This window comes from Bradyrhizobium sp. 44, assembly GCF_023073095.1.
Classification (GTDB): Bacteria; Pseudomonadota; Alphaproteobacteria; order Rhizobiales; family Xanthobacteraceae; genus Bradyrhizobium.
The window spans coordinates 894,558-917,549 of the sequence record NZ_JADPIY010000029.1 but is presented as its reverse complement, the minus strand read 5'-3'; the positions used below and the strand labels follow the sequence as shown (position 1 = coordinate 917,549).

The 22,992-nt window shown below is 62.8% G+C and carries 15 protein-coding genes; 2 read left to right on the top strand and 13 right to left on the bottom strand.

What is annotated here, in order from left to right; all coding sequences use genetic code 11:
- The first annotated feature begins 379 nt into the window (after nt 1–379).
- Entirely contained in the window at nt 380–1,618 is a 1,239-nt protein-coding gene (locus IVB41_RS30200) for an NAD(P)/FAD-dependent oxidoreductase (protein ID WP_247437869.1), read from the top strand.
- On the opposite strand, the gene IVB41_RS30195 is transcribed toward IVB41_RS30200, so the two are convergent.
- The 13 genes from IVB41_RS30195 to IVB41_RS30135 all read right to left on the bottom strand — a co-directional run bounded on the left by IVB41_RS30195 (nt 1,546) and on the right by IVB41_RS30135 (nt 21,754).
- Nucleotides 1,546–3,567, bottom strand: a complete 2,022-nt coding sequence (locus tag IVB41_RS30195) for an ABC transporter ATP-binding protein (protein ID WP_247287033.1) — start codon at nt 3,565–3,567, stop codon at nt 1,546–1,548. The genes IVB41_RS30200 and IVB41_RS30195 overlap by 73 nt on opposite strands.
- 132 nt (nt 3,568–3,699) lie before the next feature.
- Nucleotides 3,700–5,760, bottom strand: coding sequence for an FAD-dependent oxidoreductase (locus IVB41_RS30190; RefSeq protein WP_247437867.1), 2,061 nt, complete (start codon nt 5,758–5,760; stop codon nt 3,700–3,702).
- A gap of 191 nt (nt 5,761–5,951) precedes the next feature.
- On the bottom strand, nt 5,952–10,148 hold the full coding sequence (gene rpoC, locus IVB41_RS30185) for a DNA-directed RNA polymerase subunit beta' (protein WP_027567494.1): 4,197 nt from the start codon (nt 10,146–10,148) through the stop codon (nt 5,952–5,954).
- A gap of 128 nt (nt 10,149–10,276) precedes the next feature.
- Nucleotides 10,277–14,392 (bottom strand): DNA-directed RNA polymerase subunit beta, encoded by a 4,116-nt coding sequence (gene rpoB / locus IVB41_RS30180; protein WP_247437856.1) that lies wholly within the window; start codon nt 14,390–14,392, stop codon nt 10,277–10,279.
- A 482-nt stretch (nt 14,393–14,874) separates the two neighbouring features.
- Nucleotides 14,875–15,252, bottom strand: a complete 378-nt coding sequence (gene rplL, locus IVB41_RS30175; protein WP_007602994.1) for a 50S ribosomal protein L7/L12 — start codon at nt 15,250–15,252, stop codon at nt 14,875–14,877.
- A 54-nt stretch (nt 15,253–15,306) separates the two neighbouring features.
- Nucleotides 15,307–15,825 (bottom strand): 50S ribosomal protein L10, encoded by a 519-nt coding sequence (gene rplJ / locus IVB41_RS30170; RefSeq protein ID WP_027567495.1) that lies wholly within the window; start codon nt 15,823–15,825, stop codon nt 15,307–15,309.
- 570 nt (nt 15,826–16,395) lie between these two features.
- Complete coding sequence (locus IVB41_RS30165) at nt 16,396–17,349, bottom strand: 2-hydroxyacid dehydrogenase (protein WP_247437853.1); 954 nt, start codon at nt 17,347–17,349, stop codon at nt 16,396–16,398.
- A 90-nt stretch (nt 17,350–17,439) separates the two neighbouring features.
- Nucleotides 17,440–18,132 carry a 50S ribosomal protein L1 gene (rplA, locus tag IVB41_RS30160; RefSeq protein ID WP_007602988.1) on the bottom strand — a complete coding sequence of 231 codons (693 nt, stop codon included), beginning with the start codon at nt 18,130–18,132 and terminating at the stop codon, nt 17,440–17,442.
- A gap of 6 nt (nt 18,133–18,138) precedes the next feature.
- Nucleotides 18,139–18,567 (bottom strand): 50S ribosomal protein L11, encoded by a 429-nt coding sequence (gene rplK / locus IVB41_RS30155; protein WP_007602986.1) that lies wholly within the window; start codon nt 18,565–18,567, stop codon nt 18,139–18,141.
- 130 nt (nt 18,568–18,697) lie between these two features.
- Nucleotides 18,698–19,252 (bottom strand): transcription termination/antitermination protein NusG, encoded by a 555-nt coding sequence (gene nusG, locus IVB41_RS30150; protein WP_007602985.1) that lies wholly within the window; start codon nt 19,250–19,252, stop codon nt 18,698–18,700.
- Nucleotides 19,252–19,443, bottom strand: a complete 192-nt coding sequence (gene secE, locus IVB41_RS30145) for a preprotein translocase subunit SecE (protein WP_007602984.1) — start codon at nt 19,441–19,443, stop codon at nt 19,252–19,254. The genes nusG and secE overlap by 1 nt, the downstream gene beginning before the upstream one ends.
- A gap of 379 nt (nt 19,444–19,822) precedes the next feature.
- Nucleotides 19,823–21,091, bottom strand: coding sequence for a class I SAM-dependent methyltransferase (locus tag IVB41_RS30140; RefSeq protein ID WP_247437850.1), 1,269 nt, complete (start codon nt 21,089–21,091; stop codon nt 19,823–19,825).
- Between the two features lie 75 nt (nt 21,092–21,166).
- Nucleotides 21,167–21,754 (bottom strand): SIS domain-containing protein, encoded by a 588-nt coding sequence (locus IVB41_RS30135; RefSeq protein WP_245287774.1) that lies wholly within the window; start codon nt 21,752–21,754, stop codon nt 21,167–21,169.
- A gap of 161 nt (nt 21,755–21,915) precedes the next feature.
- On the opposite strand from IVB41_RS30135, the gene IVB41_RS30130 reads away from it, so the two are divergent.
- Entirely contained in the window at nt 21,916–22,944 is a 1,029-nt protein-coding gene (locus IVB41_RS30130; protein ID WP_247437849.1) for an SDR family oxidoreductase, read from the top strand.
- The last annotated feature ends 48 nt before the right edge of the window (nt 22,945–22,992 follow it).

The window sequence follows — 22,992 nt, the reverse complement described above, 5'->3', positions numbered from 1 at the left end:
TCGCACTGGCATTGCCTAGCTATGATCGACAGCGTTTGAGCGGCATTCGTCGAGGTTGGTGCCTGTCTTGGCGATCCCAGGGGATCAAACAGGTGGCCCGTTCCGACGTTGGCGATGCTCACCGCCTGTCGTTAAGTGAGGGGGTTCTATAAGTGGGAGTCGGTCAAGTCAAGGCGAAACGTCAGTCAGAAGCGCTTCCCGCGCCTGCTGAAATCGCTTCACGGGCCGCTCGCTGCACCTTCGCGAGATGGAAACGAAGAGCGCGTTCCGCCACCTCAAACCAATTTATACCCGGGTTAAATATACTTTTGTAACCTTTGGCTAAGGCTTTCTTTCCGGTTGGAGCGCCAATGTGCCGCCTTGGGCAGAGATTAGCACCATGCGGTACACCGACATTGCCATTATCGGCGGGGGATTGTCCGGCTCAACCGCCGCCGCGATGCTCGGCCGTAGCGGCATTTCGACCATTCTGATCGATCCGCATGAGAACTATTCGGCGGACTTTCGGGTCGAAAAACTGAGCGGTCACGTGCAGGTCGGGCGATTCCTGCAGACGGGAATCGCCGAATCGGTGCTGCGCCGCGCGACCTATGTGGGTGAGAACTGGATCGCCCGCTTCGGCCGCCTTCTCGACAAGGCGCCAAGCCGGCAGTTCAACATCCTCTACGATGCCCTCGTCAACGCGGTCCGCGACGAAATTCCTGCCGGCGTCGAGCGCATCTGCGCCAAGGCCATCTTGGTCGAGACAAGCGCGGAGCGGCAGAGGGTCACTCTCTCCAACGACGAGATGATCTCCGCCCGGTTGGTCGTGCTCGCCAACGGCCTCAATGTCGGCCTGCGCCACCAGCTGGGAATCGCCCGAAAGATCGTCAGTGCCTGCCATTCGATTTCGATCGGGTTCGACGTGGTGCCCGCGGGACGGGACTCCTTCGACTTCCCGGCGTTGACCTATTTCTCGGAACGGCCGAGCGACCGCATCCCCTACCTCACGCTTTTTCCGATCGGGACGCGGATGCGCGCCAATCTGTTCGTCTACCGCAGCTTCGACGATCCCTGGTTGCTTAAGCTGCGCCGCGCGCCCGCCGAGACGTTGAACGCCGCGCTGCCACGGCTCAAGCGCATCACTGGACCGTTCGACATTCCCGGTGAGCTGAAAATCCGCCCGGTCGATCTCTATGTGAACGATGCCAGCGGCCTACCCGGCCTCGTGCTGGTGGGCGATGCCTTCTCGACCTCCTGCCCTGCCGCCGGCACCGGCTGCGACAAGGTCTTCACCGACGTCGAGCGGCTCTGCAACCTCTACATCCCGCGATGGCTGGCCTCCGACGGGATGGATACAAGCAAGATCGCCACCTTCTACGCAGATCCGGTCAAGCGGGCGTGCGACGATTGGTCGGCGGCGAAGGCGTTCGACTTCCGCTCAGTCTCCATTGCGACGAGCCCCTATTGGACGGCGCAGCGCTGGGCACGCTTCATTGCCTGGTCGGTTCAGGGGCTATTGCGGCCGCTTGGAGGAGCCTTCGATCTGGAGCCGAACTTCCTCGGTCACTCCTCCTCATCGTCCTCGTCGAGATCGTCTTCATCCTCGTCGTCATCGTCGCTGTCCTCGTCGACGTGAGCCGGCGCGCCATGAGGTTGGTGGATCTGGTCGTTCCACAGCTTGCGATAGGTGCCGTTCTTGGCGAGCAGTTCCGCATGAGAGCCGCGCTCGATCGCCCTGCCTCCTGAAATCACGATGATCTCGTCCATCTCGACCACCGAGGTCAGGCGGTGGGTCGACCAGATCATGGTGCGGCCCTTGGCAACCTTCAGCAGCGTGCGGTTGATCGCAGCTTCCGTGGTCTGGTCGAGCGCCGACGTGGCTTCGTCCAGCAGCAGCACGGAAGGATTACGGATGACCGCGCGCGCGATCGCGATGCGCTGGCGCTGGCCGCCCGACAAGGTATCGCCGCGCTCGCCCACCGGTGTATCGTATCGCTGCGGCAGGCTCATGATGTAGCGGTGGATCTCGGCCTTCTTGGCCGCCTCCTCCACTTCCTCGTCGGTCGCGCCCTCTTTGCCGAGCCGGATGTTCTCTCGGATCGACATGTTGAACAGCATGTTCTCCTGGAACACCACCGCCATGCTCCGGCGCAGCGAATCCAGCGTCACCTTGCGGACGTCGACGCCGTCGATGGTGACGCGCCCCTCGTCAGGCACATAGAGCCGCAGGATCAGATTCAGCAGCGTGCTCTTGCCGGAGCCCGAGGGACCGACGATGGCAATGCGCTTGCCGACACTGAGCTTGAGACTGAGATTGTCCAGCACCGGCGTCTGGCTGCCTTCGTATTGGAAGGTCACATGGTCGAATGTGATGTCGTTGGTGATGCGCGGCAGATCGGGCGCGCCGGCACGATCGGCGCTGCGCGTGGGCTCGTCGAGCAGCTCCTGCATGTGACGAATCGCGGCTGCCGAGGAGATCGACACGGGGATGAAATGCATCACATGGGCGATGTTGTAGGACACCTCCCAGAACGCACTCTCGAAGGTGACGAAGGTGCCGATGGTGATCTGCCCCTTGGTCGCCAGATATGCGCCGATCGCGAGCACGACGAGATGCAGGAGCAGCACCGAGATGGTGACCGTCCGCTCCACCATGGTCGACAGGAACGCCGCCGAGGCCATCTTGTTTCGCGTCTCGTCGTTGCGGAATTTGAAGAACCCGAACATCCGGCGTTGCAGGCTGAACGCCTTGATCACGGCCTGCGCCGCCACGTTCTCCTGCACCATGCCGAGCAGCGCGGACTCATTGAGCTTCTGCTCGTAATTCGCCTGAACAGCTTTCGGTGTGAGCATGCGGGGACCGATCAGCGTGATCGGGAACACCAGCAGCGCAACCGCCGCGAGCTGCCAGTTCAGGAACACCATCAGGATGATGCCCGCGATCAATTCCAGGAACGGCAACGCCGCGCTGTTGGCGAAGGTCTTGACCGAGCCCTCGAAGGCCGCGAGGTCGACGGAGAAGCGCGACAGGATCTCGCCGCGCTTGGTGCGACCGAAATAGGCCGCCGGCAGGTCCTGGACGTGCTCGAACAGCCGTTTGCGGACGTCGGAGATGATGCACGCCGCGAGCCTCGCATCCCAGCGCTCGTACCAGACCGCGACGATCGAGGTGAAGATGCCCGCGACCGCGAGCACGCCGAGGATCTTGTACAGCGCCTGGAAATCCTCCTCGCCGAGCGCGTCGTCGATCAGGTACTTCAGGCTGAGCGGCATGATGACGTTGAAGAGCGTCTCGACGAAGACGCCGAACGCCACGAACGACAGCATCTGCTTGTAGTTGACCAGGAACGGCTTGACGAAGCCCAGGATGGTCGCGAGCGCGCCGGCGGCCTCGCGCGCGGTAAAGACGACGAGGTCCTCGTCCTCATCATCGTCATCGAGCTCCAGTCCGTCATCCTCCTCGTCCTCATCGTCCTCGTCGTCTTCGAGGTCCGGCTTGGCGGTAGGGACGAGCTTCTCGTCGAGCTCGGCCGCCTCTTCCGCGGCGAGCTTCTGTTTGTCGGGCGGGAGGGGCTTGGACGCCATGAAACCAACCGATGCTGACGGCCGGCATGACCGCGGAGAAAGCAGGAAATAGCGGAAACCGCTATTGCATCGATTCTATGCGATCAGGATGAATTCGGCAAAACAATTGGCGAAGGCGCCCGTTTCAGGCGGCTAGTCGTCTTCCTCGTCCTCGACCTTGTCGAAAAAGGAATAGCGCAGGGAATCGGCGTCGGCGTACCACTGGCCCGGCCCCTTGTTGGCGGCGAGCGTCGTCTCCCAGAGCGCGTCCGTGCAGTCCTTGCGGTGCATCGACAACTCGAAGCCGTTGCCGAAGAACAGTTCGGACCATTCCCACCAGGTGCCGAGCTTCTTGACCCCACGCAGGAGGTCGTAGCGGTCGATCAGTGCCGGCGCCATGTCCGAGGTGACCGAGCCGAACACGAGCCCGGTCTTGACCACACGGTTCAGCTCCCTGATCGCACGGACCACCTGCTTCGGGGAAACGTGGCAGAGGCTGGTCTCGAACACGAAGTCGAACGCACCGTCCTTGAACGGCATGTCGGTGATCGAACCGAGCTTGTTGTACTTCTTCAGCGCCTTCGGCGTTCTGGCGTGAATGGTGCGATTGTTCTCGATGCCCCAGGCATCGATGCCGCGATCGCGCAGCGCGCCGACAAGCTCGCCGCTGGCCGAGCCCGCGATCAAGAGCTTCGTGCCTTTGGCCTTGCCCCAGACAATGCCGATCAGTTTTGTGAGATAGTCGGGATCGGTGAAGTGTTGCCACACTTCGCTGTAGGGACCCTGGCCGCGATAATTGTCAAAATAGTCGCGATCGATCTTGTCCGAGAGCGGCTTGTCGTCCTGCGAACGCTCGCGGCGCAGGCGCATCATCTCGGTCAAGATGATGTCCGTCGCCGCGTCCGAGGAATCGAGCAGGCCGTTCAGCGTCGAGTCGAACAGATAGTCGCCGACCACCACGATTCCGGGATGTTCCTTCGGCTCCGGCCGGTGATTGGTCATGACGTCGCGCACGGGCAAGCCGCCCGGAATCGCGTTCACCGACGACAGCCAGCGGTGGATCTTGCCTTCCATGAAATGGGCGCGCGCATCGCCGAGCGATGCCGGCAGCGATTTCAGCGCGGCATCGATCAGCTCCTGGTCGGAGAGATTCGCAAAGGCCAGCGCGTCGGAGCCCGGAATCAGCCAGTTCAGTACGCCGTGCTTGCCTACATCATGGCGCGCGCCCTCGTTGTAGACACAGCAACCGCCAAAGGCTTCCGACATGAACCAGGCGCCGGCGATCTTGTCGCCCCAGAACGGCGTGTCGAACAGGATCGAGACGCGCAAATAGTGCGCGGGACGGTCGAAGTACGAGACGTGCTTGACCATCGACTTGCGGAGCTGTTCGCCCTCCCAGCCGACGGTCCCGAGCCAGGAATGCGGCAAGCAGACCAGCACAAGGTCGAAGTCGCGCGTCTCCGGCCCCTTGCCGTTCATCATCTTGAGCTGATAGCGGCCGGTCGGCGCCTTGCCGACGGTGAGGACGCGGTGATTGAGCTGGATGTCGGCATTGACCTCGGACTGGAGGCACTCGATGAGCTGCTCGTTGCCGTTCTGGATGGAATAGAGGCCGATATAGCCGTCGACATCCATCAGGTAGTTCTTGAGCGCGTTGAGCCCGTTGGTGTTGTGGCTCTCGGTCGCGAGGTCCGAGCGCGCCATCACCTTGAAGAATCGCTTTGCGGTCTCGTCCTCGACCTCCTCGTCGAGCACCTGTTCGGCGGTCTTGTAGGCCCAGGGATTCTCGTTGTCGTGAGCGCCGACACCCTCGTAATACTCGATCGGCGTCATCGCCTCGGCGCAGCGCTTACGGAACGCCTCGATCGCGGCCGCGGTCTTGGCGCCGTATTTACGGCGCATGCCAGTGACGTCGTTGAGGAGCTCGCCGCCGAACTGCACCTGCTCGGCATCCATCGGAATGGTCTGCAGGCCGAAATGCTGGATCAACTCGCGCAACGGATCCGGCCCGGTCATCGAGTAGTCGTAGATCTCGGCAACGCCGGCCTCGTACATCGCGGGCGCGGAATCGAATTTGCGCGTGACGATCTTGCCGCCGAGCCGGTCGGATGCCTCGTAGATGGTGACGCGGCAGAGATCGCCGAGCTTGCGCTTCAAATACCAAGCGCTCATCAGCCCGCCGGGGCCGCCGCCTACGATTGCGAGATCAAGCATGAGAATTCCGTGGTCTCCGGCCCGCCCCCTTCACGGGACCACCGGTCTAAGCTCTCCTAGCAGAAGCGCTTTTGCGCCTGAAGGAAAGATGAACAAAGGTTGATCCTGCACCGCAACAGGGAAACAAAGCAGCAAAAAGGCCGGCTTTCGCCGGCCTTTTCAGTGTCCTCGGTATTCCTACGGATGAACGATCATTCCGCAGGTGGCAGCGCCATCGGCTCCACTTCCGGCGCCGGCGGCACGACCGCCGCCTGCTTCTCGCGCTCGTCGAGGATCATCTTGTCGCGCTTCACGGCGACTTCGCGGATCTTCGCCATGGAGGCGCCGGTGCCTGCCGGAATCAGCCGGCCGACGATGACGTTCTCCTTGAGGCCTTCGAGCGGATCGACCTTGCCGTTGACCGCCGCTTCCGTAAGGACGCGGGTGGTCTCCTGGAACGAGGCCGCCGAGAAGAAGGAGCGGGTCTGAAGGCTCGCCTTGGTGATGCCGAGCAGAACCGGCGTCCCCGTGGCGATTTTCTTGCCCTCTTCCTTGGCCTTCGCGTTGATCTGGTCGAACTCGATCTTGTCGATCTGCTCGCCCGAGATCATGTCCGTGTCGCCCTGGTCGGTGACTTCCACCTTCTGGAGCATCTGACGAACGATCACCTCGATATGCTTGTCGTTGATGAGCACGCCCTGGAGCCGGTAGACCTCCTGGATCTCGTTGACCAGATAGGCTGCGAGTTCCTCGATGCCCTTGACCGCCAGAATGTCGTGCGGCGCCGGGTTGCCTTCTACGATGAAGTCGCCCTTTTCGACGATGTCGCCGTCCTGAAGGTGGATGTGCTTGCCCTTCGGGATCAGGTACTCACGCGGCTCGTCGGTCTTGTCCATCGGCTCGATCGAGATGCGACGCTTGTTCTTGTAGTCGCGCCCAAACCGGATGGTGCCCGCGATTTCGGCGATGATCGCCGCATCCTTCGGACGCCGAGCCTCGAACAGTTCCGCGACCCGCGGCAGACCGCCGGTGATGTCGCGCGTCTTGGCGCTTTCGGTCGAGACACGGGCGAGAATGTCGCCCGCCTGGACCTTGGCGCCGACATCGACCGACAGAATGGCATCGACCGACAGCATGTAGCGGGCATCGCCGCCACGGGCGAGCTTGAGCACCTTGCCGTCCTTGCCCTTGATCACGATGGCGGGACGCAGGTCCCCGCCGCCGCGCATCGAGCGCCAGTCGATGACCACGCGCTTGGCAATACCGGTGGCCTCGTCCAGTGTTTCCGAGATCGACTGTCCCTCGACCAGATCCTCGAAGCCGATGGTGCCTTCGACCTCGGTGAGAAGCGGACGGGAGTAGGGATCCCACTCTACGATGCGCTGGCCGCGCTTGACCGTATCGCCTTCGTCGACGTGCAGGCGCGAACCGTACTGAATACGGTGCGTCGCACGCTCGGTGCCGTCGGCATCGACGATCGCGATCACCATGTTGCGAACCATCGCGACCAGGTGGCCGTCGCTGTTGCGAGCGATGGCCTTGTTCCGGATCACGATCTTGCCGTCGAAGTTGGATTCGACGAAAGATTGCTCGTTCAGCTGCGCCGCACCGCCGATGTGGAAGGTGCGCATGGTGAGCTGGGTGCCAGGCTCGCCGATCGACTGCGCCGCGATGACGCCGACCGCTTCGCCGTGGTTGACCGGCGTGCCGCGAGCGAGATCGCGGCCGTAGCACTTGCCGCAGATGCCGTTGACGAGCTCGCAGGTCAGCGCCGAGCGGATCTTCACCTCCTGGACGCCGCCCTGATGGATGGCATCCAGATGGCTCTCTTCCATCAGCGTACCGCGCTTGAAGATCACCTTGCCCGTGCTGTCACGCACGTCTTCGCAGGCCGTGCGTCCGAGGATGCGCGAGCCGAGCGAAGCGACCACGGTGCCGGCATCGACGATGGCGCGCATCTTGATGCCGAGCTTGGTGCCGCAATCGTCCTGCGTGATGATGCAATCCTGCGCGACGTCGACGAGACGACGGGTCAGGTAGCCGGAGTTCGCGGTCTTCAATGCGGTGTCCGCGAGGCCCTTGCGGGCGCCGTGGGTCGAGTTGAAGTACTCGAGCACCGAAAGGCCTTCCTTGAAGTTCGAGATGATCGGCGTCTCGATGATCTCGCCAGACGGCTTGGCCATCAGGCCGCGCATGCCGGCGAGCTGGCGCATCTGGGCCGGCGAACCGCGGGCACCGGAGTGAGCCATCATGTAGATCGAGTTGATGTCGGCATCCGCCCCGCTCGCCGTCTTCTTGGTCGAGGAGATCTCCTTCATCATCGCCTTGGCGATTTCTTCCGTGGCCTTCGACCAGGCGTCGACAACCTTGTTGTACTTCTCGCCATGGGTGATCAGACCGTCGTTGTACTGCTGCTCGAAATCCTTCGCCAGCGTACGGGTGGCGTCGACGATCTTCCACTTGGAGTGCGGCACGACCATGTCGTCCTTGCCGAACGAGATGCCGGCCTTGAACGCGTTGTAGAAGCCGAGCGCCATGATGCGGTCGCAGAAGATCACCGTCTCCTTCTGACCGCAGTGGCGGTAGACCTGGTCGATGACGCCGGAGATCTCGCGCTTGGTCATCAGCTTGTTGATGATCTCGTAGGGAACACGCGGGTTCTTCGGCAGCAAATTGCCCAGCATGACGCGGCCAGCGGTGGTCTCGATCCAGCGCTTGGAGATCTTGCCGGTATCGTCGATGCCTTCCCACCGGTACTTGATCTTGGTGTGGAGGTGGATGACCTTCGCGTGCAGCGCGTGCTCGAGCTCCGCCATCTCGCCGAAGATCTTGCCCTCGCCGGGCAGGCCTTCGCGCATGATGGAGACGTAGTAGAGACCGAGCACGATGTCCTGCGACGGCACGATGATCGGCTGGCCGTTCGCCGGATGCAGGATGTTGTTGGTCGACATCATCAGGACGCGCGCTTCCAGCTGCGCTTCCAGCGACAGCGGGACGTGCACGGCCATCTGGTCGCCGTCGAAGTCGGCGTTGAACGCGGCGCAGACCAGCGGGTGGAGCTGGATCGCCTTGCCCTCGATCAGCACGGGCTCGAACGCCTGGATGCCGAGGCGATGCAGCGTCGGTGCGCGGTTGAGCAGCACGGGATGCTCGCGGATGACCTCGTCCAGGATGTCCCAGACCTCGGGCCGCTCCTTCTCGACCAGCTTCTTCGCCTGCTTCACGGTGGTGGACAGGCCCTTGGCGTCAAGCCGCGAGTAGATGAACGGCTTGAACAGCTCGAGCGCCATCTTCTTCGGCAGGCCGCACTGATGCAGGCGCAGCTCGGGACCGACCACGATCACGGAACGGCCCGAATAGTCGACGCGCTTGCCGAGCAGGTTCTGACGGAACCGGCCCTGCTTGCCCTTGAGCATGTCGGCGAGCGACTTCAGCGGACGCTTGTTGGCACCGGTGATGACGCGGCCACGGCGGCCGTTGTCGAACAGCGCGTCGACGGCCTCCTGAAGCATGCGCTTCTCGTTGCGGATGATGATGTCCGGCGCGCGCAGCTCCATCAGCCGCTTCAAGCGGTTGTTGCGGTTGATGACGCGGCGGTAGAGATCGTTGAGGTCCGAGGTCGCGAAGCGGCCGCCGTCCAGCGGCACCAGCGGACGCAGGTCCGGCGGAATCACCGGGACCACGGTCATGATCATCCATTCCGGCTTGTTGCCGGAGTGGCGGAACGCTTCCACGATCTTCAGGCGCTTGGCGAGCTTCTTGTGCTTGATGTCGGAGTCGGTCTCCTGCATCTCCGCGCGCAAGGTCAGCTCGAGCTTCTCGAGATCCATGCCCTTGAGCAGCTCGCGGATCGCTTCCGCGCCGATCATGGCGGTGAAGGAATCCTGGCCGTATTCGTCCTGCGCCTTCAGATACTCGTCTTCCGACAAGAGCTGACGGTCCTTCAGCGCGGTGAGGCCCGGCTCGAGCACGACGTAATATTCGAAGTAGAGGATCCGCTCGAGATCCTTCAGCGTCATGTCGAGCAGGAGGCCGATGCGCGAGGGCAGCGACTTCAGGAACCAGATGTGGGCGACGGGGGCCGCGAGCTCGATATGGCCCATGCGCTCGCGCCGAACGCGCGACAGCGTGACCTCGACCGAGCACTTCTCGCAGATGATGCCCTTGTACTTCATGCGCTTGTACTTGCCGCACAAGCACTCGTAGTCCTTGATCGGCCCGAAGATGCGGGCGCAGAACAGGCCATCGCGCTCGGGCTTGAAGGTACGGTAGTTGATGGTTTCCGGCTTCTTGATCTCGCCGTACGACCAGGACAGAATCTTCTCGGGGCTCGCGATCGAGATCCGGATCTGGTCGAAGACCTGAGCCGGCGTCGTCGGATTAAAGAGATTCATAATTTCTTGGTTCATCGTCTTCTCCTCGCGTGCCGGTCGCCTCCGGCAGCAAATTCGAAAATCACTATGCGGGGCGCCCTGCCCTCGCGATTCGAGGACTGGGCGCCGATGCCCGGCCATTCAGGCCGGGCATGAGGGTCGTATTACTCGGCCGCTTCCGCCGTCCCCGGTCCGACCTTGGAATTGTGCAAGTCGACGTTGAGGCCGAGCGAGCGCATTTCCTTGACCAGCACGTTGAACGATTCGGGAATACCGGCCTCGAAGGTGTCGTCGCCACGCACGATCGCCTCGTACACCTTGGTACGGCCGGCGACGTCGTCCGACTTCACGGTCAGCATCTCCTGGAGCGTGTACGCCGCGCCGTAAGCCTCGAGCGCCCACACTTCCATTTCACCGAAGCGCTGGCCGCCGAACTGCGCCTTGCCGCCCAGCGGCTGCTGGGTAACGAGCGAGTACGGACCGATCGAACGCGCGTGGATCTTGTCGTCGACGAGATGGTGCAGCTTGAGCATGTAGATGTAGCCCACCGTCACCTTGCGGTCGAAGGCGTCGCCGGTGCGGCCGTCATAGACGGTCGACTGGCCCGAAGCGTCCAGACCGGCAAGCTTCAGCATCTCCTCGATGTCGGCTTCCTTGGCGCCGTCGAACACCGGCGTCGCGATCGGAACGCCGCGGCTCAGATTGTGGCCGAGCTCGATCAACTCGTTGTCGTTGAGCGACTTGATCGTCTCGTCCTCGCCGTAGACCTTCTTCAAGGTTTCCTTCAGCGGCCTGATGTCCTGCTTCGACAAATAGGCATCGACCGTCTGGCCGATACGCTTGCCGAGGCCGGCACAGGCCCAGCCGAGATGGGTCTCGAGGATCTGTCCGACGTTCATGCGCGAGGGCACGCCGAGCGGATTGAGCACGATGTCGGCATGCGTACCGTCTTCGAGGAACGGCATGTCCTCGATCGGCACGATCTTCGACACCACGCCCTTGTTGCCGTGGCGGCCGGCCATCTTGTCGCCGGGCTGGATCTTGCGCTTCACCGCGACGAAGACCTTGACCATCTTCATCACCCCGGGCGGCAATTCGTCACCGCGCTGAAGCTTTTCGACCTTGTCGAGGAAGCGCTGTTCCAGCCCCTTCTTCGACTCGTCGTACTGCTTCCGCATAGCCTCGATCTCGGCCATCAGCTTGTCGTTCGGCGAAGCGAACAGCCACCACTGCGACTTCGGGTACTCCTCGAGCACCGCACGGGTGATCTTGGTGTCCTTCTTGAAGCCCTTCGGACCGGCGATGCCCTGCCGTCCTTCGAGCAGCTCGGCAAGACGGTTGTAGACGTTGCGGTCCAGGATCGCCTGCTCGTCGTCGCGGTCCTTGGCCAGACGCTCGATCTCTTCCCGCTCGATTGCCAGCGCACGCTCGTCCTTGTCGACGCCGTGCCGGTTGAACACGCGCACTTCGACGATGGTGCCCTGCACGCCCGGAGGAACGCGCAGCGAGGTATCGCGGACGTCGGAAGCCTTCTCGCCGAAGATGGCGCGCAGGAGCTTTTCTTCCGGCGTCATCGGGCTTTCGCCCTTCGGCGTGATCTTGCCGACCAGGATGTCGCCGGCGCGCACTTCCGCGCCGATGTACACGATGCCGGCTTCGTCGAGGTTCTTCAGCGCTTCTTCCGAGACATTCGGAATGTCGCGGGTGATTTCCTCGGGTCCGAGCTTGGTGTCGCGGGCCATCACCTCGAATTCTTCGATATGAATTGAGGTAAACACGTCTTCCTTCACGATCCGTTCGGAGAGCAGGATCGAGTCTTCGAAGTTGTAGCCATTCCACGGCATGAACGCGACGAGCACGTTCCGGCCGAGCGCGAGCTCGCCGAGATCGGTCGACGGACCGTCGGCGATGATGTCGCCCTTCTTGACGATGTCGCCGACCTTCACCAGCGGACGCTGGTTGATGCAGGTGGACTGGTTGGAGCGCTGGTACTTCATCAGCCGGTAGATATCGACGCCCGACTTGGTCGGATCGAGATCTTCCGTGGCGCGGATGACGACGCGGGTTGCGTCGATCTGGTCGATCACGCCCGAACGGCGCGCTGCGATCGCAGCACCCGAGTCACGCGCAACCACGCCTTCCATGCCGGTGCCGACGAACGGCGCTTCGGCGCGAACCAGCGGCACCGCCTGGCGCTGCATGTTCGAGCCCATCAGCGCGCGGTTGGCGTCGTCGTTCTCGAGGAACGGGATCAGCGCGGCCGCGACCGAAACGAGCTGCTTCGGCGACACGTCCATGTAGTCGACCTTGTCCGGGGTCACCGGCAAGACTTCGCCGGCGTGACGGCAGACCACGAGATCTTCGGTGAAGCGGCCCTTCGGGTCGAGCGGCACGTTGGCCTGCGCGACCGTGTAGCGGCCCTCTTCCATCGCCGAGAGGTACACGACCTCGTCGGTGACGCGGCCGTCCTTGACCTTGCGGTAAGGGGTCTCGACGAAGCCGTACTTGTTCACGCGCGCGAAGGTCGCGAGCGAGTTGATCAGGCCGATGTTCGGACCTTCCGGCGTCTCGATCGGGCAGATGCGGCCGTAATGCGTCGGATGCACGTCGCGCACCTCGAAGCCGGCGCGCTCGCGGGTCAGACCGCCCGGTCCAAGCGCCGAGAGACGGCGCTTGTGGGTGATCTCCGACAGCGGGTTGGTCTGGTCCATGAACTGCGAGAGCTGCGAGGAGCCGAAGAACTCGCGCACGGCGGCGGCCGCCGGCTTGGCGTTGATCAGGTCCTGCGGCATGACCGTGTCGATGTCGACCGACGACATGCGCTCCTTGATCGCGCGCTCCATGCGGAGCAAGCCGATGCGGTACTGGTTCTCCATGAGCTCGCCGACCGAACGCACACGGCGGTTGCCGAGATGGTCGATGTCGTCGATCTCGCCCTTGCCGTCGCGCAAATCCACCAGCGTCTTGATGACGGAGAGGATGTCTTCCTTGCGCAGCGTGCGCTGGGTGTCGGGCGCATCGAGGTCGAGGCGCATGTTCATCTTGACGCGGCCGACCGCAGAGAGGTCGTAGCGCTCGGCGTCGAAGAACAGCGACTGGAACATCGCCTGCGCCGAATCCAGCGTCGGCGGCTCGCCCGGACGCATCACGCGGTAGATGTCGAACAGCGCGTCCTCACGCGTCATGTTCTTGTCGGCCGAGAGCGTGTTGCGGATGTAGGCGCCGACATTGACGTGGTCGATGTCGAGCAGCGGCAGCTCCTTGTAGCCCTGCTCGTTGAGAGCCTTCATCGACTTGTCGGTGATCTCTTCACCGGCTTCCGCGTGGATCTCGCCGGTCTTGGGATTGACGAGGTCCTCGGCGATGTAGTTGCCGACGAGCTCCGCATCCGAGAGGCGCAGCGCCTTCAGCCCCTTCTCCTGCATCTGACGCGCACCGCGCACGGTGAGCTTCTTGCCGGCTTCGAGCACGACCTTGCCGGTATCGGCGTCGATCAGGTCTTTGATGGTCGAGTAGCCGCGGAAACGATTGGCGTCGAACGGAACACGCCAGCCCTCCTTGATCCGCTTGTACTGGATCTTCTTGTAGAAGGTGCTGAGGATCGCCTCGCCGTCGAGGCCGAGCGCGAACATCAGCGACGTCACCGGAAGCTTGCGGCGACGGTCGATACGCGCATAGACGATGTCCTTGGCGTCGAACTCGATGTCGAGCCAGGAACCGCGATACGGGATCACGCGGGCCGCGAACAGCAGCTTGCCCGACGAATGGGTCTTGCCCTTGTCGTGATCGAAGAACACGCCCGGCGAACGGTGCATCTGCGAGACGATGACGCGCTCGGTGCCGTTGACGATGAAGGTGCCGTTCATCGTCATGAGCGGGATGTCGCCCATGTAGACGTCCTGCTCCTTGATGTCCTTGACCGACTTCGCGCCGGTTTCCTCGTCGATATCGAACACGATGAGGCGCAGCGTCACCTTGAGGGGGGCCGCGAAGGTCATGCCGCGCTGGCGGCACTCGTCGACGTCGTATTTCGGCGGCTCGAACTCGTAGCGGACGAATTCCAGCATCGAGGTGCCCGAGAAGTCCGAGATCGGGAACACCGAGCGGAACACCGCCTGCAAGCCCTCGTCCGACCGCCCGCCCTGGGGCTCGTCGACCATCAGGAACTGGTCATAGGACGCCTTTTGAACCTCGATGAGGTTCGGCATCTCGGCCACTTCCTTGATGTGTCCGAAGAACTTGCGAACGCGTTTGCGACCGGTGAATGTCTGCTGCGCCATCGTGGCCTCTCATTTTCGTCGCCCGATTTGGGCGCGCCCTCCGGAACGCGGCGACCGCCGCTCCCCGGGTTGAATTTTTCGAACCCGTCTTGGGGGCCGGAGACTCAGTTTCAGGCAGGAATGTCCTGAATCTGTTCTTCAGACCTTCAAAACGCAAAACGACGCGCGGGGCGCAGGAGCGCGCCCGCCCGTCACAACCAACCTCTTCACGGACTGCAAAAGCCCGAAATAGCTTGCTCTCCCAACGGCTTACAGGGAATCCGGCATCCCTGCCCACCGCGCTTTCGTGCTGCCGACCCGATATGGGGCGACATTAGTGCAGATTCGAGGGGTAAACCCTCAAATCCCCACACTTTTTCGTGTTCGGCCTGCGTCGGGTCGTTCCGTCGCACGCCTTTTGCATCTGGCCCACCCTTTCAGGGAGTGGACCGAGATCCCGGTTGCGATGATGCTGACCGGGATCCCGTGCCAGTAAGCGCTGCTTACTTGAGCTCGACCTTCGCGCCAGCCTTCTCGAGCTGGGCCTTGAGCTTCTCGGCTTCGTCCTTGTTCACGCCTTCCTTGACAGGCTTCGGCGCGCCCTCGACGAGGTCCTTTGCTTCCTTCAGGCCCAGGCCGGTGATGGCGCGGACTTCCTTGATGACCTCGATCTTCTTGTCGCCGGCGGCGGCAAGAACGACCGTGAACTCGGTCTTCTCTTCGGCCGGAGCGGCGGCGGCGCCACCACCAGCCGGGCCAGCCACGGCGACAGCCGCGGCAGCCGAAACGCCCCACTTCTCTTCGAGGAGCTTCGCGAGTTCGGCAGCTTCGAGCACGGTGAGGCTCGAGAGGTCGTCAACGATCTTCTGCAGGTCAGCCATTGTTCAGTTTCCTTGAATGTAAGTCTGGTTCGGGTTTGAGTTTTGCGAAGGGCGTCAGGCCGCTTCGCCCTTTGAGGCATAAGCCTGGATGACGCGCGCGAGCTTGCCCGCGGGCGCGTTGGCGAGCTGAGCGATCTTGGTCGCCGGGGCCACAAGCAGGCCGACGATCTTGGCGCGCAGTTCGTCAAGCGACGGCAGCGAGGCAAGAGCCTTCACGCCGTCGACATTCAGGACGGTCGTTCCCATCGAGCCACCAATGATGACGAACTTTTCGTTCGCCTTGGCGAATTCGACGGCGACCTTTGGCGCCGCTACCGGATCGTCCGAAGTGGCGATCACGGTCGGTCCCTTCAGCATGGGGCCGATGGCAACGACGTCTGTGCCTTCAAGAGCAATTTTGGCGAGACGGTTCTTCGAGACCTTCACCGAGGCGCCAGCCTGCTTCATCTGCGAGCGCAGCTTCTGCATCTGGGCAACGGTCAGGCCGGAATATTGGGCAACGACCGCGACGCTCGTGGTCTTGAAGACCCCATTGAGCTGTTCGACCGCTTCCTTTTTTGCCGCTCGTTCCACAGCAAGCTCTTTCCGGTTGGCGGTCATCGCGAAAGCGGGACCGCCGGGTTGCACCCATCGTCCCGCCCAAACCTGAACCTCAGGGCCAAACCCATCGGACACGCCGGGCAAGACGACAATTCAAAGCCTGCCCTCCGGGAGCTCGTTGGAGCCCACGGCGTGTCGAGGTCCGAACCAAACTCATTCCGCAACGACCCTAAGGCGGTCACGACGTGAAATCCGGTCTTCACCCGTCTATGCAGGCCATGCGATTAAGCCGTTGAGAAATCGAAATTCCCCGCGGGCGCCTGCAGTCTTGGACAGGACAAGGTCAGCCGGCGAACCGCCCGACCTCTGCCCGCATCCCACACCCGACGGGTTTCCCTCCTTTTCCGGCAAATCCTCACGGACGCCCTGAAAAGGAATGATCTCCATCGCTTGTTTTCGGAATGCGTGCACGAACGCGCCAGCCGAGGCCGGCACGTCCGGAAGCGGTTCTTTAACCGCTCGGCGCCGGCTTGCCAAGAGCAAAATTCACACCAGTTCCAATCCGTTGCCGCTGGCGCTTGACCCGGGCCGACAAGGGCCGATTCAGGCTCCTTTGACCGCGTAAGGCAGCGGCTGGCCCTCGAAAAATGCGGTCAGGTTCGCCAGCACGCAGTTCTGCATGGCGACGTGCGATTCGAGGGTGTGGCCGCCGATATGGGGGGCGAACACGACGTTGGGCAGCGCCGTCAGCGCGTCCGGGGCGTGCGGCTCCTTGTCGTAGACGTCGAGACCGGCTCCGGCGATGGTCTTTTCGGTGAGCGCCACCACCAGGGCTTTCTCATCGATCACCGAGCCGCGGGAGATGTTGACAACATAGCCGTCCGCCCCGAGGCGCCTGAGGATATCGGCGCCGACGGCATGCTGGGTCTCGGCCCCTGCCCGGACCGCGATCATCAGCACGCTGCACCAGTCGGCGAGCGCCTCCAGCGTCGGGAAATATCGATAGGGCAGGTCGTATTTGCTGCGGCTGAAATAGCCGATTTCGCTCTCGAAGGCGGCGCAGCGCGCTGCGATCTTGCGGCCGATTTCGCCCATGCCGTAGACGCCGATGCGGCGACCCGGCATCCCGGCCTGCGGGCGCATCATCGGCGAGGGCTTTGACGCGGCCCAATCGCCGCTTCGGACGTACTGGTCGGCAACCAGGATTCGCCGCGTCGTCGCGAGCATCAGCGTCATCGCGATGTCGGCGACCGAGGCCGCATTGGCGCCCGGGCTATGTCCGACCGCGATGTTGCGGGCAGCAGCGGCCTTCAGGTCAACGCCGTCATAGCCAGTGCCGTAGCAGACGATGGCACCGAGCTTCGGAAACAGGTCCATCGCCTCCGCGCCCAGCGGCGTGCCGCCGGCGGTGAGCACTGCGCGGATATCGCCGAGCGCGTCGGCCGAAAACATCTCCCGCGCCGGCTTGCCGCCGGTGTCGAGAAGTTCGAACCGCTCGGCGAAGCGCGCCATCATCGTCTTGGGAAAGCGCGAGTAGATCAGGACCTTGTCAGTCATTGTTCTTGTTTCCGGTGAACGCCGTCACAAACGACGAGGGGCGGAATCGGTTGCCCAATTCCGCCCCTCGCCTCATGTCGTTTCCAACCCTTAGCCGAGAATGGTGCCCGGCTCGACCTTCACGCCGGGACCCATCGACGAGGACACCGCAACGCGCTGGATGTAGGTGCCCTTGGAACCGGCCGGCTTGGCCTTGGAGACAGCGTCAGCCAGAGCCTTGATGTTCTCGACCAATTTTTCCTCGGTGAACGAGGCCTTGCCGACGCCAGCCTGCAGGATGCCGGCCTTCTCGACGCGGAACTCGACCGAGCCGCCCTTGGCGCCCTTCACAGCGCCGGTGACGTCCATGGTCACGGTGCCGATCTTCGGGTTCGGCATCAGGCCGCGCGGACCGAGCACCTTACCAAGGCGGCCGACCAGCGGCATCATGTCGGGGGTTGCGATACAGCGGTCGAAATCGATCGTGCCGTTCTGCACCTTCTCGACCAGGTCCTCGGCGCCGACGACATCGGCACCCGCAGCCTTGGCCTCGTCGGCCTTGGCGCCGCGGGCGAACACGCCGACGCGGAGCGTACGGCCGGTGCCGTTCGGCAGGGTCACGACACCGCGGACCATCTGGTCGGCGTGACGCGGATCGACACCGAGATTGATCGCGACCTCGATGGTCTCGTCGAACTTCGCTTTCGCGCGTTCCTTGACCATCTTGATGGCGTCCGCGAGCGGGTAAAGCTTTTCGCGATCAATACCTTCGCGGGCTTTGTTCAAACGCTTTCCGATTGCCATGAGCCCTTACCCCGCCACTTCCAGACCCATCGAACGGGCAGAGCCCTCGACCATCTTCATGGCCGACTCGATCGAGTCGCAATTGAGATCCTTCATCTTCTTCTCGGCGATCTCGCGCACCTGCGCTTTGGTCACCGCACCCGCCTTGTCACGGCCCGGCGCCTTGGAGCCGGACTGGATCTTGGCAGCCTGCTTGAGGAAGAAGGACATCGGCGGCGTCTTCATCTCGAACGTGAACGAACGATCGGCGTAGATCGTGATCACGACGGGAATCGGGGTATTCTTCTCTTCCTTCTGGGTCTGGGCGTTGAACGCCTTGCAGAACTCCATGATGTTGAGACCGCGCTGACCGAGCGCGGGACCGATCGGGGGCGAAGGATTCGCCGCACCGGCCGGGACCTGAAGCTTCAGGTATCCGGTCACTTTCTTTGCCATGTATCACTCCTGTTGGGCCGGCCTGGGCCGGCGGTTTCAGGTTCGTGGTCTGGGTCGGATGCGGCTGGCAACCGCCCTCTCCCTCCCACGGCCTCTTGCTGCGCGAGACCGAAGCCTCACCCCTACCCGATCAGACCTTCTCGACCTGACCGAATTCCAGTTCGACCGGCGTGGCGCGGCCGAAGATCGACACCGCGACCTTCACGCGCGAGCGCGCCTCGTCGATTTCCTCGACCACACCCGAGAACGAGGCAAACGGGCCGTCGGCCACGCGCACGTTCTCGCCGATTTCGAACGACACCGACGCCTTCGGCCGCTCCACGCCCTCTTGCACCTGGTGCAGAATGCGCATGGCCTCGGCTTCCGAGATCGGCATCGGCTTGTTTTCCGCGCCGAGGAAGCCGGTCACCTTCGGCGTATTCTTGATCAGATGAAACGCCTCGTCGGTCAGCTTCATCTTCACCAGCACGTAGCCCGGGAAGAACTTGCGCTCGGCGTCGATCTTGCGGCCGCGGCGCACTTCCGTGACCTTCTCGGTCGGAACCAGCACCAGCTCGAACAGCTCCTCGAGCCCGCGCTGCTTGGCCTGCTCGCGGATCGATTCGGCGACCTTCTTCTCGAAGTTCGAATAGGCGTGGACGATGTACCAGCGCTTGTCAGACAATTGAGCCGTTGCTGTTGCCATCAGTGAATGCCCAGAAGGAAGGTGATGAGGACGCGGATGATCTGGTCGGCGGCGAAGAAGAAGATCGAGGCCACGGCGACCATCACGAACACCATGATGGTGGTGATCGTGGTCTCGCGGCGGGTCGGCCAGGTGACCTTGGCGGTCTCCGAGCGCACTTCCTGCAAGAACTTGAACGGGCTGACTGCCATCGTTTGATGTCCAACGTCCGTCGACAGACGCGAATGAATTTCAGGGATCCGAACAGCCGCCGTTGGCCCAGCCCTCTGTCGAAGGATGAGCCGGAAATCGGGCTCGATTGTTCGGGGATTTCAAAGCCGCGCCGGAAATCCGCGTCTAACGGGCCGGCTGCGAGTGCGCGGTATCTACTGCGGATGGGACCAAAGGTCAAGATAGAGAGGGCCCGCGCGAGTAAACCGACCTCCGCGGGCGACCGACTAGAGATCAGGCCGATCAAGGGCTTATCCGCCGCCTGCAAAGCGCCTTCCCAGGGCCTCAGCCGGTTCCTCGCAGAACGAGACCACCGGGCCCGTCCCCCTCACCTGCAGCCTCTTTGGCGACCCCTCAAGGTCAGTCGGCCCGATCGATCGTCGAAATGCCCGGCAACGGCACGACGAACTTTCCGCCCTCGGCGAAATAGCCGGCATGCTTGGCCCGGATCGGATCCACATAGCGCCAGGCGAAGACGACGACGAACGCCGGCTTGCGCTCGTAAAGGGCGGCGGGCGGCAGGATCGGGATGTCATACCCCGGGCCGGCCATAACGCTCCCCTTCTTGGGGTCGTCGTCCACCAGGAAGTCGATCTTGTTCTCCAGGCCGAACTGCGGCAGCAGGGTCGTGGTCCCGACCGAGACGCCGTAGCCGGCCACGAGCTGGCCGCGCGCATGGGCGGCATCGGCCATCGCGACCAGCTCGTCGCGGATGGCGGCGATTCTCTTCGCATAGGGCACATAGTAGGCCGGCCGGTCGACGCCGAGCCGGTCTTCCTCGGCGATGAAGCGCGCGACCTCCGCGGACGGCTTCTTCGCGCCGCCGGCACGCTGCACCGTCACCCGGATCGAGCCGCCCTTGGTCTCGATGTGCTGGACGTCGATCACTTCCATGCCGAGTCGCGCGAAGAAGCGCGTCAGCGGCTTGATGTTAAAATACGACAGATGCTCGTGATAGACGGTGTCGAGAAGGTTCTTCTCGGTGACGTCGACGCCATACTGCGTTTCGAAAACGAACAGCCCGTCCGGCGCAAGCACGTCGCGAACCCCGATCACCAGCGGGTCGAGATTGTCGACATTGGCGATCATGTTGTTGGCGATCACGACACTGGCCGCGCCGTGGCTTTGCAGGATGCGGCGACCGATGGCATCGGTGAAGAAATCGCCGATGGTCTCGATCCCCGCTTCCGTCGCACGCCGCGCGATGTCGACGGCGGGATCGACACCGAGCACCCGCATGCCGCGCTCCCTGAAGAAACCGAGCAGCGATCCGTCGTTGCTGCCGAGCTCGACGACCAGCGAGCCCGGCGCGATGGCGAATCGGCTGACGACGTCCATCGCATAGCCCGCGAAGTGCTCCCGCAAACCAAGCGAGAGCGAGGTGGTATAGACGTAGTTTCGGTATTGGATCTCTGGATTGCCGACGTGGAGAATCTGCAGATGGCCGCAGTCCGCGCACAGGTGCAGCGCCATCGGCACCGCGGCCCGAAAGACGGGATCGTCGACGCTTGCGTCCGGCACCTGAAAGTTCGGCGTGCCGATGGGCATGCCTGCCATCGGCACGACGAGCTCTTGCTTGTCCGAATGACAGAGGCGGCAGGTATGGCGGACGTAGAACAGGTTTTTCATCGTAGGACCGTAAGACGGAGACATGCGAACAGGCGAGGCAATCTCACCCGTGGTGATCAGATAGAGGGCACCGCCTCAGGAGGCCGGATATTCCGCGCGACCGATGATGAGGTCGATCGCGGCCATCATCCAGAACTGATGCGTGGTCTCGACAATATTGTAGCTGCGACTGTCGACGTAATAATTGACGTCGCCGAGATTGCGCAGCGGATTCTCCGCGGTCATGCCCGACAGCGTGATCACATCGAGCTTCATCGTCCGCGCCTGCGCGACCGCATTGAGAATGTTCTTCGAGCGTCCCGACGAGCTGATCGCGACGAGGCAGTCGCCGGCGCGGGCGCTCAACCTCACGGCATGCGCAAGCCAGTCCTCGAAACCATAGTCATTGGCGAGGCACGACATCATGCTGGCATCGCTGAAGCAGAGTGCCGGCACCGATGCGTTCTTCGCCAGATCGATCGCGAGATGGGAGGCGATGCCGGCCGAGCCTCCATTGCCGATGAAGATGACGCGGCCGCCCTGCTCGCGCGCGCACAACCAGGCCGTGCGGGTGGCGGAAATCCTGGCGAAAACCCCGTCGTCAATCGCCGTCGCGCGATGGAGGCGTCCTACGTAGTCGTCAAGGAAAGCCTTGTGATCGGGATCGACGGACTCGGCAGGCATGGGCTCGCAGCTCGACGGCGACATGACGCCCTGATACCGGCTATCACCAGTGATTGCAAAGGTATATTACCTTCGAAGTTGACCAGCAGCCGATTCGGTTTCCACCTTCACTCAACATTGGCGGGCCTGTTTCGCTGGGCATTCGCATCACGGATGTTCCTATGAAATGCATCGTTACCGGTGGCGCCGGCTTCATCGGCAGTCACCTCGTCGACCGCCTCCTCGACGACGGCCACGAGGTCGTCGCGCTCGACAATTTTGTGATCGGACGTCCCGAAAATCTGGCCTCGCGCGTCGATTCTGATCGACTGAAGATCGTGCGGGCCGACGTCACCGAGCTCGAATCGATCAAGCCGCATTTCGACGGCATCGACTGGGTATTCCATCTCGCAGCGCTGGCAGACATCGTTCCCTCGATCGAGTCCCCGATCCCGTATCACCGCGCCAACGTCGACGGCACCGTCAACGTTCTCGAGGCTGCACGGCAGGCGGGCGTCAGTCGCTTCGTTTATGCCGCATCGTCGTCCTGCTACGGAATTCCCGACGTCTATCCGACGCCGGAGAGCGCCGAGATCCGGCCGATGTATCCCTATGCCCTCACCAAGAATCTCGGCGAGCAGTGCGTCATGCACTGGTGCCAGGTCTACAAGCTGCCCGCGGTCGCGCTGCGCCTGTTCAACGTGTACGGGCCGCGCCACCGCACCACGGGCACCTACGGCGCCGTGTTCGGCGTGTTCATGGCGCAGAAGCTCGCCGGCAAGACCTTCACGGTGGTCGGCGACGGCGAGCAGACCCGCGACTTCACGTTCGTCAGCGATGTCGCCGACGCTTTCGTGACCGCCGCGCGCTCCGAGGTCTCGAACGAAATTTTCAATGTCGGCTCGGACAACACCTACAGTGTCAACCGGCTGATCGAGCTTCTCGGCGGCGACAAGGTCCACATTCCCAAGCGTCCCGGCGAGCCCGATTGCACCTATGCCGACATCACCAAGATCAAGCGGATCCTGAAATGGACGCCGAAGGTAAAATTTGAGGACGGGGTCGCGACGATGCTGAAGTCGATGGATCAGTACAAGGACGCCCCCCTGTGGACGGTGGACAAGATCGCGGACGCCACGAAGGACTGGTTCAAATATCTCGGGGACAACAACGACGCGGCGCCCGGCGTGCCGCAGAAGGCAAGCCAGTGAACAGGTTCGCCGGGTATCGTTGCCGCGAATCGATCAATTCCGGGCCGC

What these genes read in the sequence shown, in the direction of transcription:
- IVB41_RS30200 (WP_247437869.1), top strand. Translation starts at nt 380, where the DNA reads ATGCGGTACACCGACATTGCCATTATCGGCGGGGGATTGTCCGGCTCA.
- IVB41_RS30195 (WP_247287033.1), bottom strand. Translation starts at nt 3,567, where the DNA reads ATGGCGTCCAAGCCCCTCCCGCCCGACAAACAGAAGCTCGCCGCGGAA.
- IVB41_RS30190 (WP_247437867.1), bottom strand. Translation starts at nt 5,760, where the DNA reads ATGCTTGATCTCGCAATCGTAGGCGGCGGCCCCGGCGGGCTGATGAGC.
- rpoC (WP_027567494.1), bottom strand. Translation starts at nt 10,148, where the DNA reads ATGAACCAAGAAATTATGAATCTCTTTAATCCGACGACGCCGGCTCAG.
- rpoB (WP_247437856.1), bottom strand. Translation starts at nt 14,392, where the DNA reads ATGGCGCAGCAGACATTCACCGGTCGCAAACGCGTTCGCAAGTTCTTC.
- rplL (WP_007602994.1), bottom strand. Translation starts at nt 15,252, where the DNA reads ATGGCTGACCTGCAGAAGATCGTTGACGACCTCTCGAGCCTCACCGTG.
- IVB41_RS30165 (WP_247437853.1), bottom strand. Translation starts at nt 17,349, where the DNA reads ATGACTGACAAGGTCCTGATCTACTCGCGCTTTCCCAAGACGATGATG.
- rplA (WP_007602988.1), bottom strand. Translation starts at nt 18,132, where the DNA reads ATGGCAATCGGAAAGCGTTTGAACAAAGCCCGCGAAGGTATTGATCGC.
- rplK (WP_007602986.1), bottom strand. Translation starts at nt 18,567, where the DNA reads ATGGCAAAGAAAGTGACCGGATACCTGAAGCTTCAGGTCCCGGCCGGT.
- nusG (WP_007602985.1), bottom strand. Translation starts at nt 19,252, where the DNA reads ATGGCAACAGCAACGGCTCAATTGTCTGACAAGCGCTGGTACATCGTC.
- secE (WP_007602984.1), bottom strand. Translation starts at nt 19,443, where the DNA reads ATGGCAGTCAGCCCGTTCAAGTTCTTGCAGGAAGTGCGCTCGGAGACC.
- IVB41_RS30140 (WP_247437850.1), bottom strand. Translation starts at nt 21,091, where the DNA reads ATGAAAAACCTGTTCTACGTCCGCCATACCTGCCGCCTCTGTCATTCG.
- IVB41_RS30135 (WP_245287774.1), bottom strand. Translation starts at nt 21,754, where the DNA reads ATGCCTGCCGAGTCCGTCGATCCCGATCACAAGGCTTTCCTTGACGAC.
- IVB41_RS30130 (WP_247437849.1), top strand. Translation starts at nt 21,916, where the DNA reads ATGAAATGCATCGTTACCGGTGGCGCCGGCTTCATCGGCAGTCACCTC.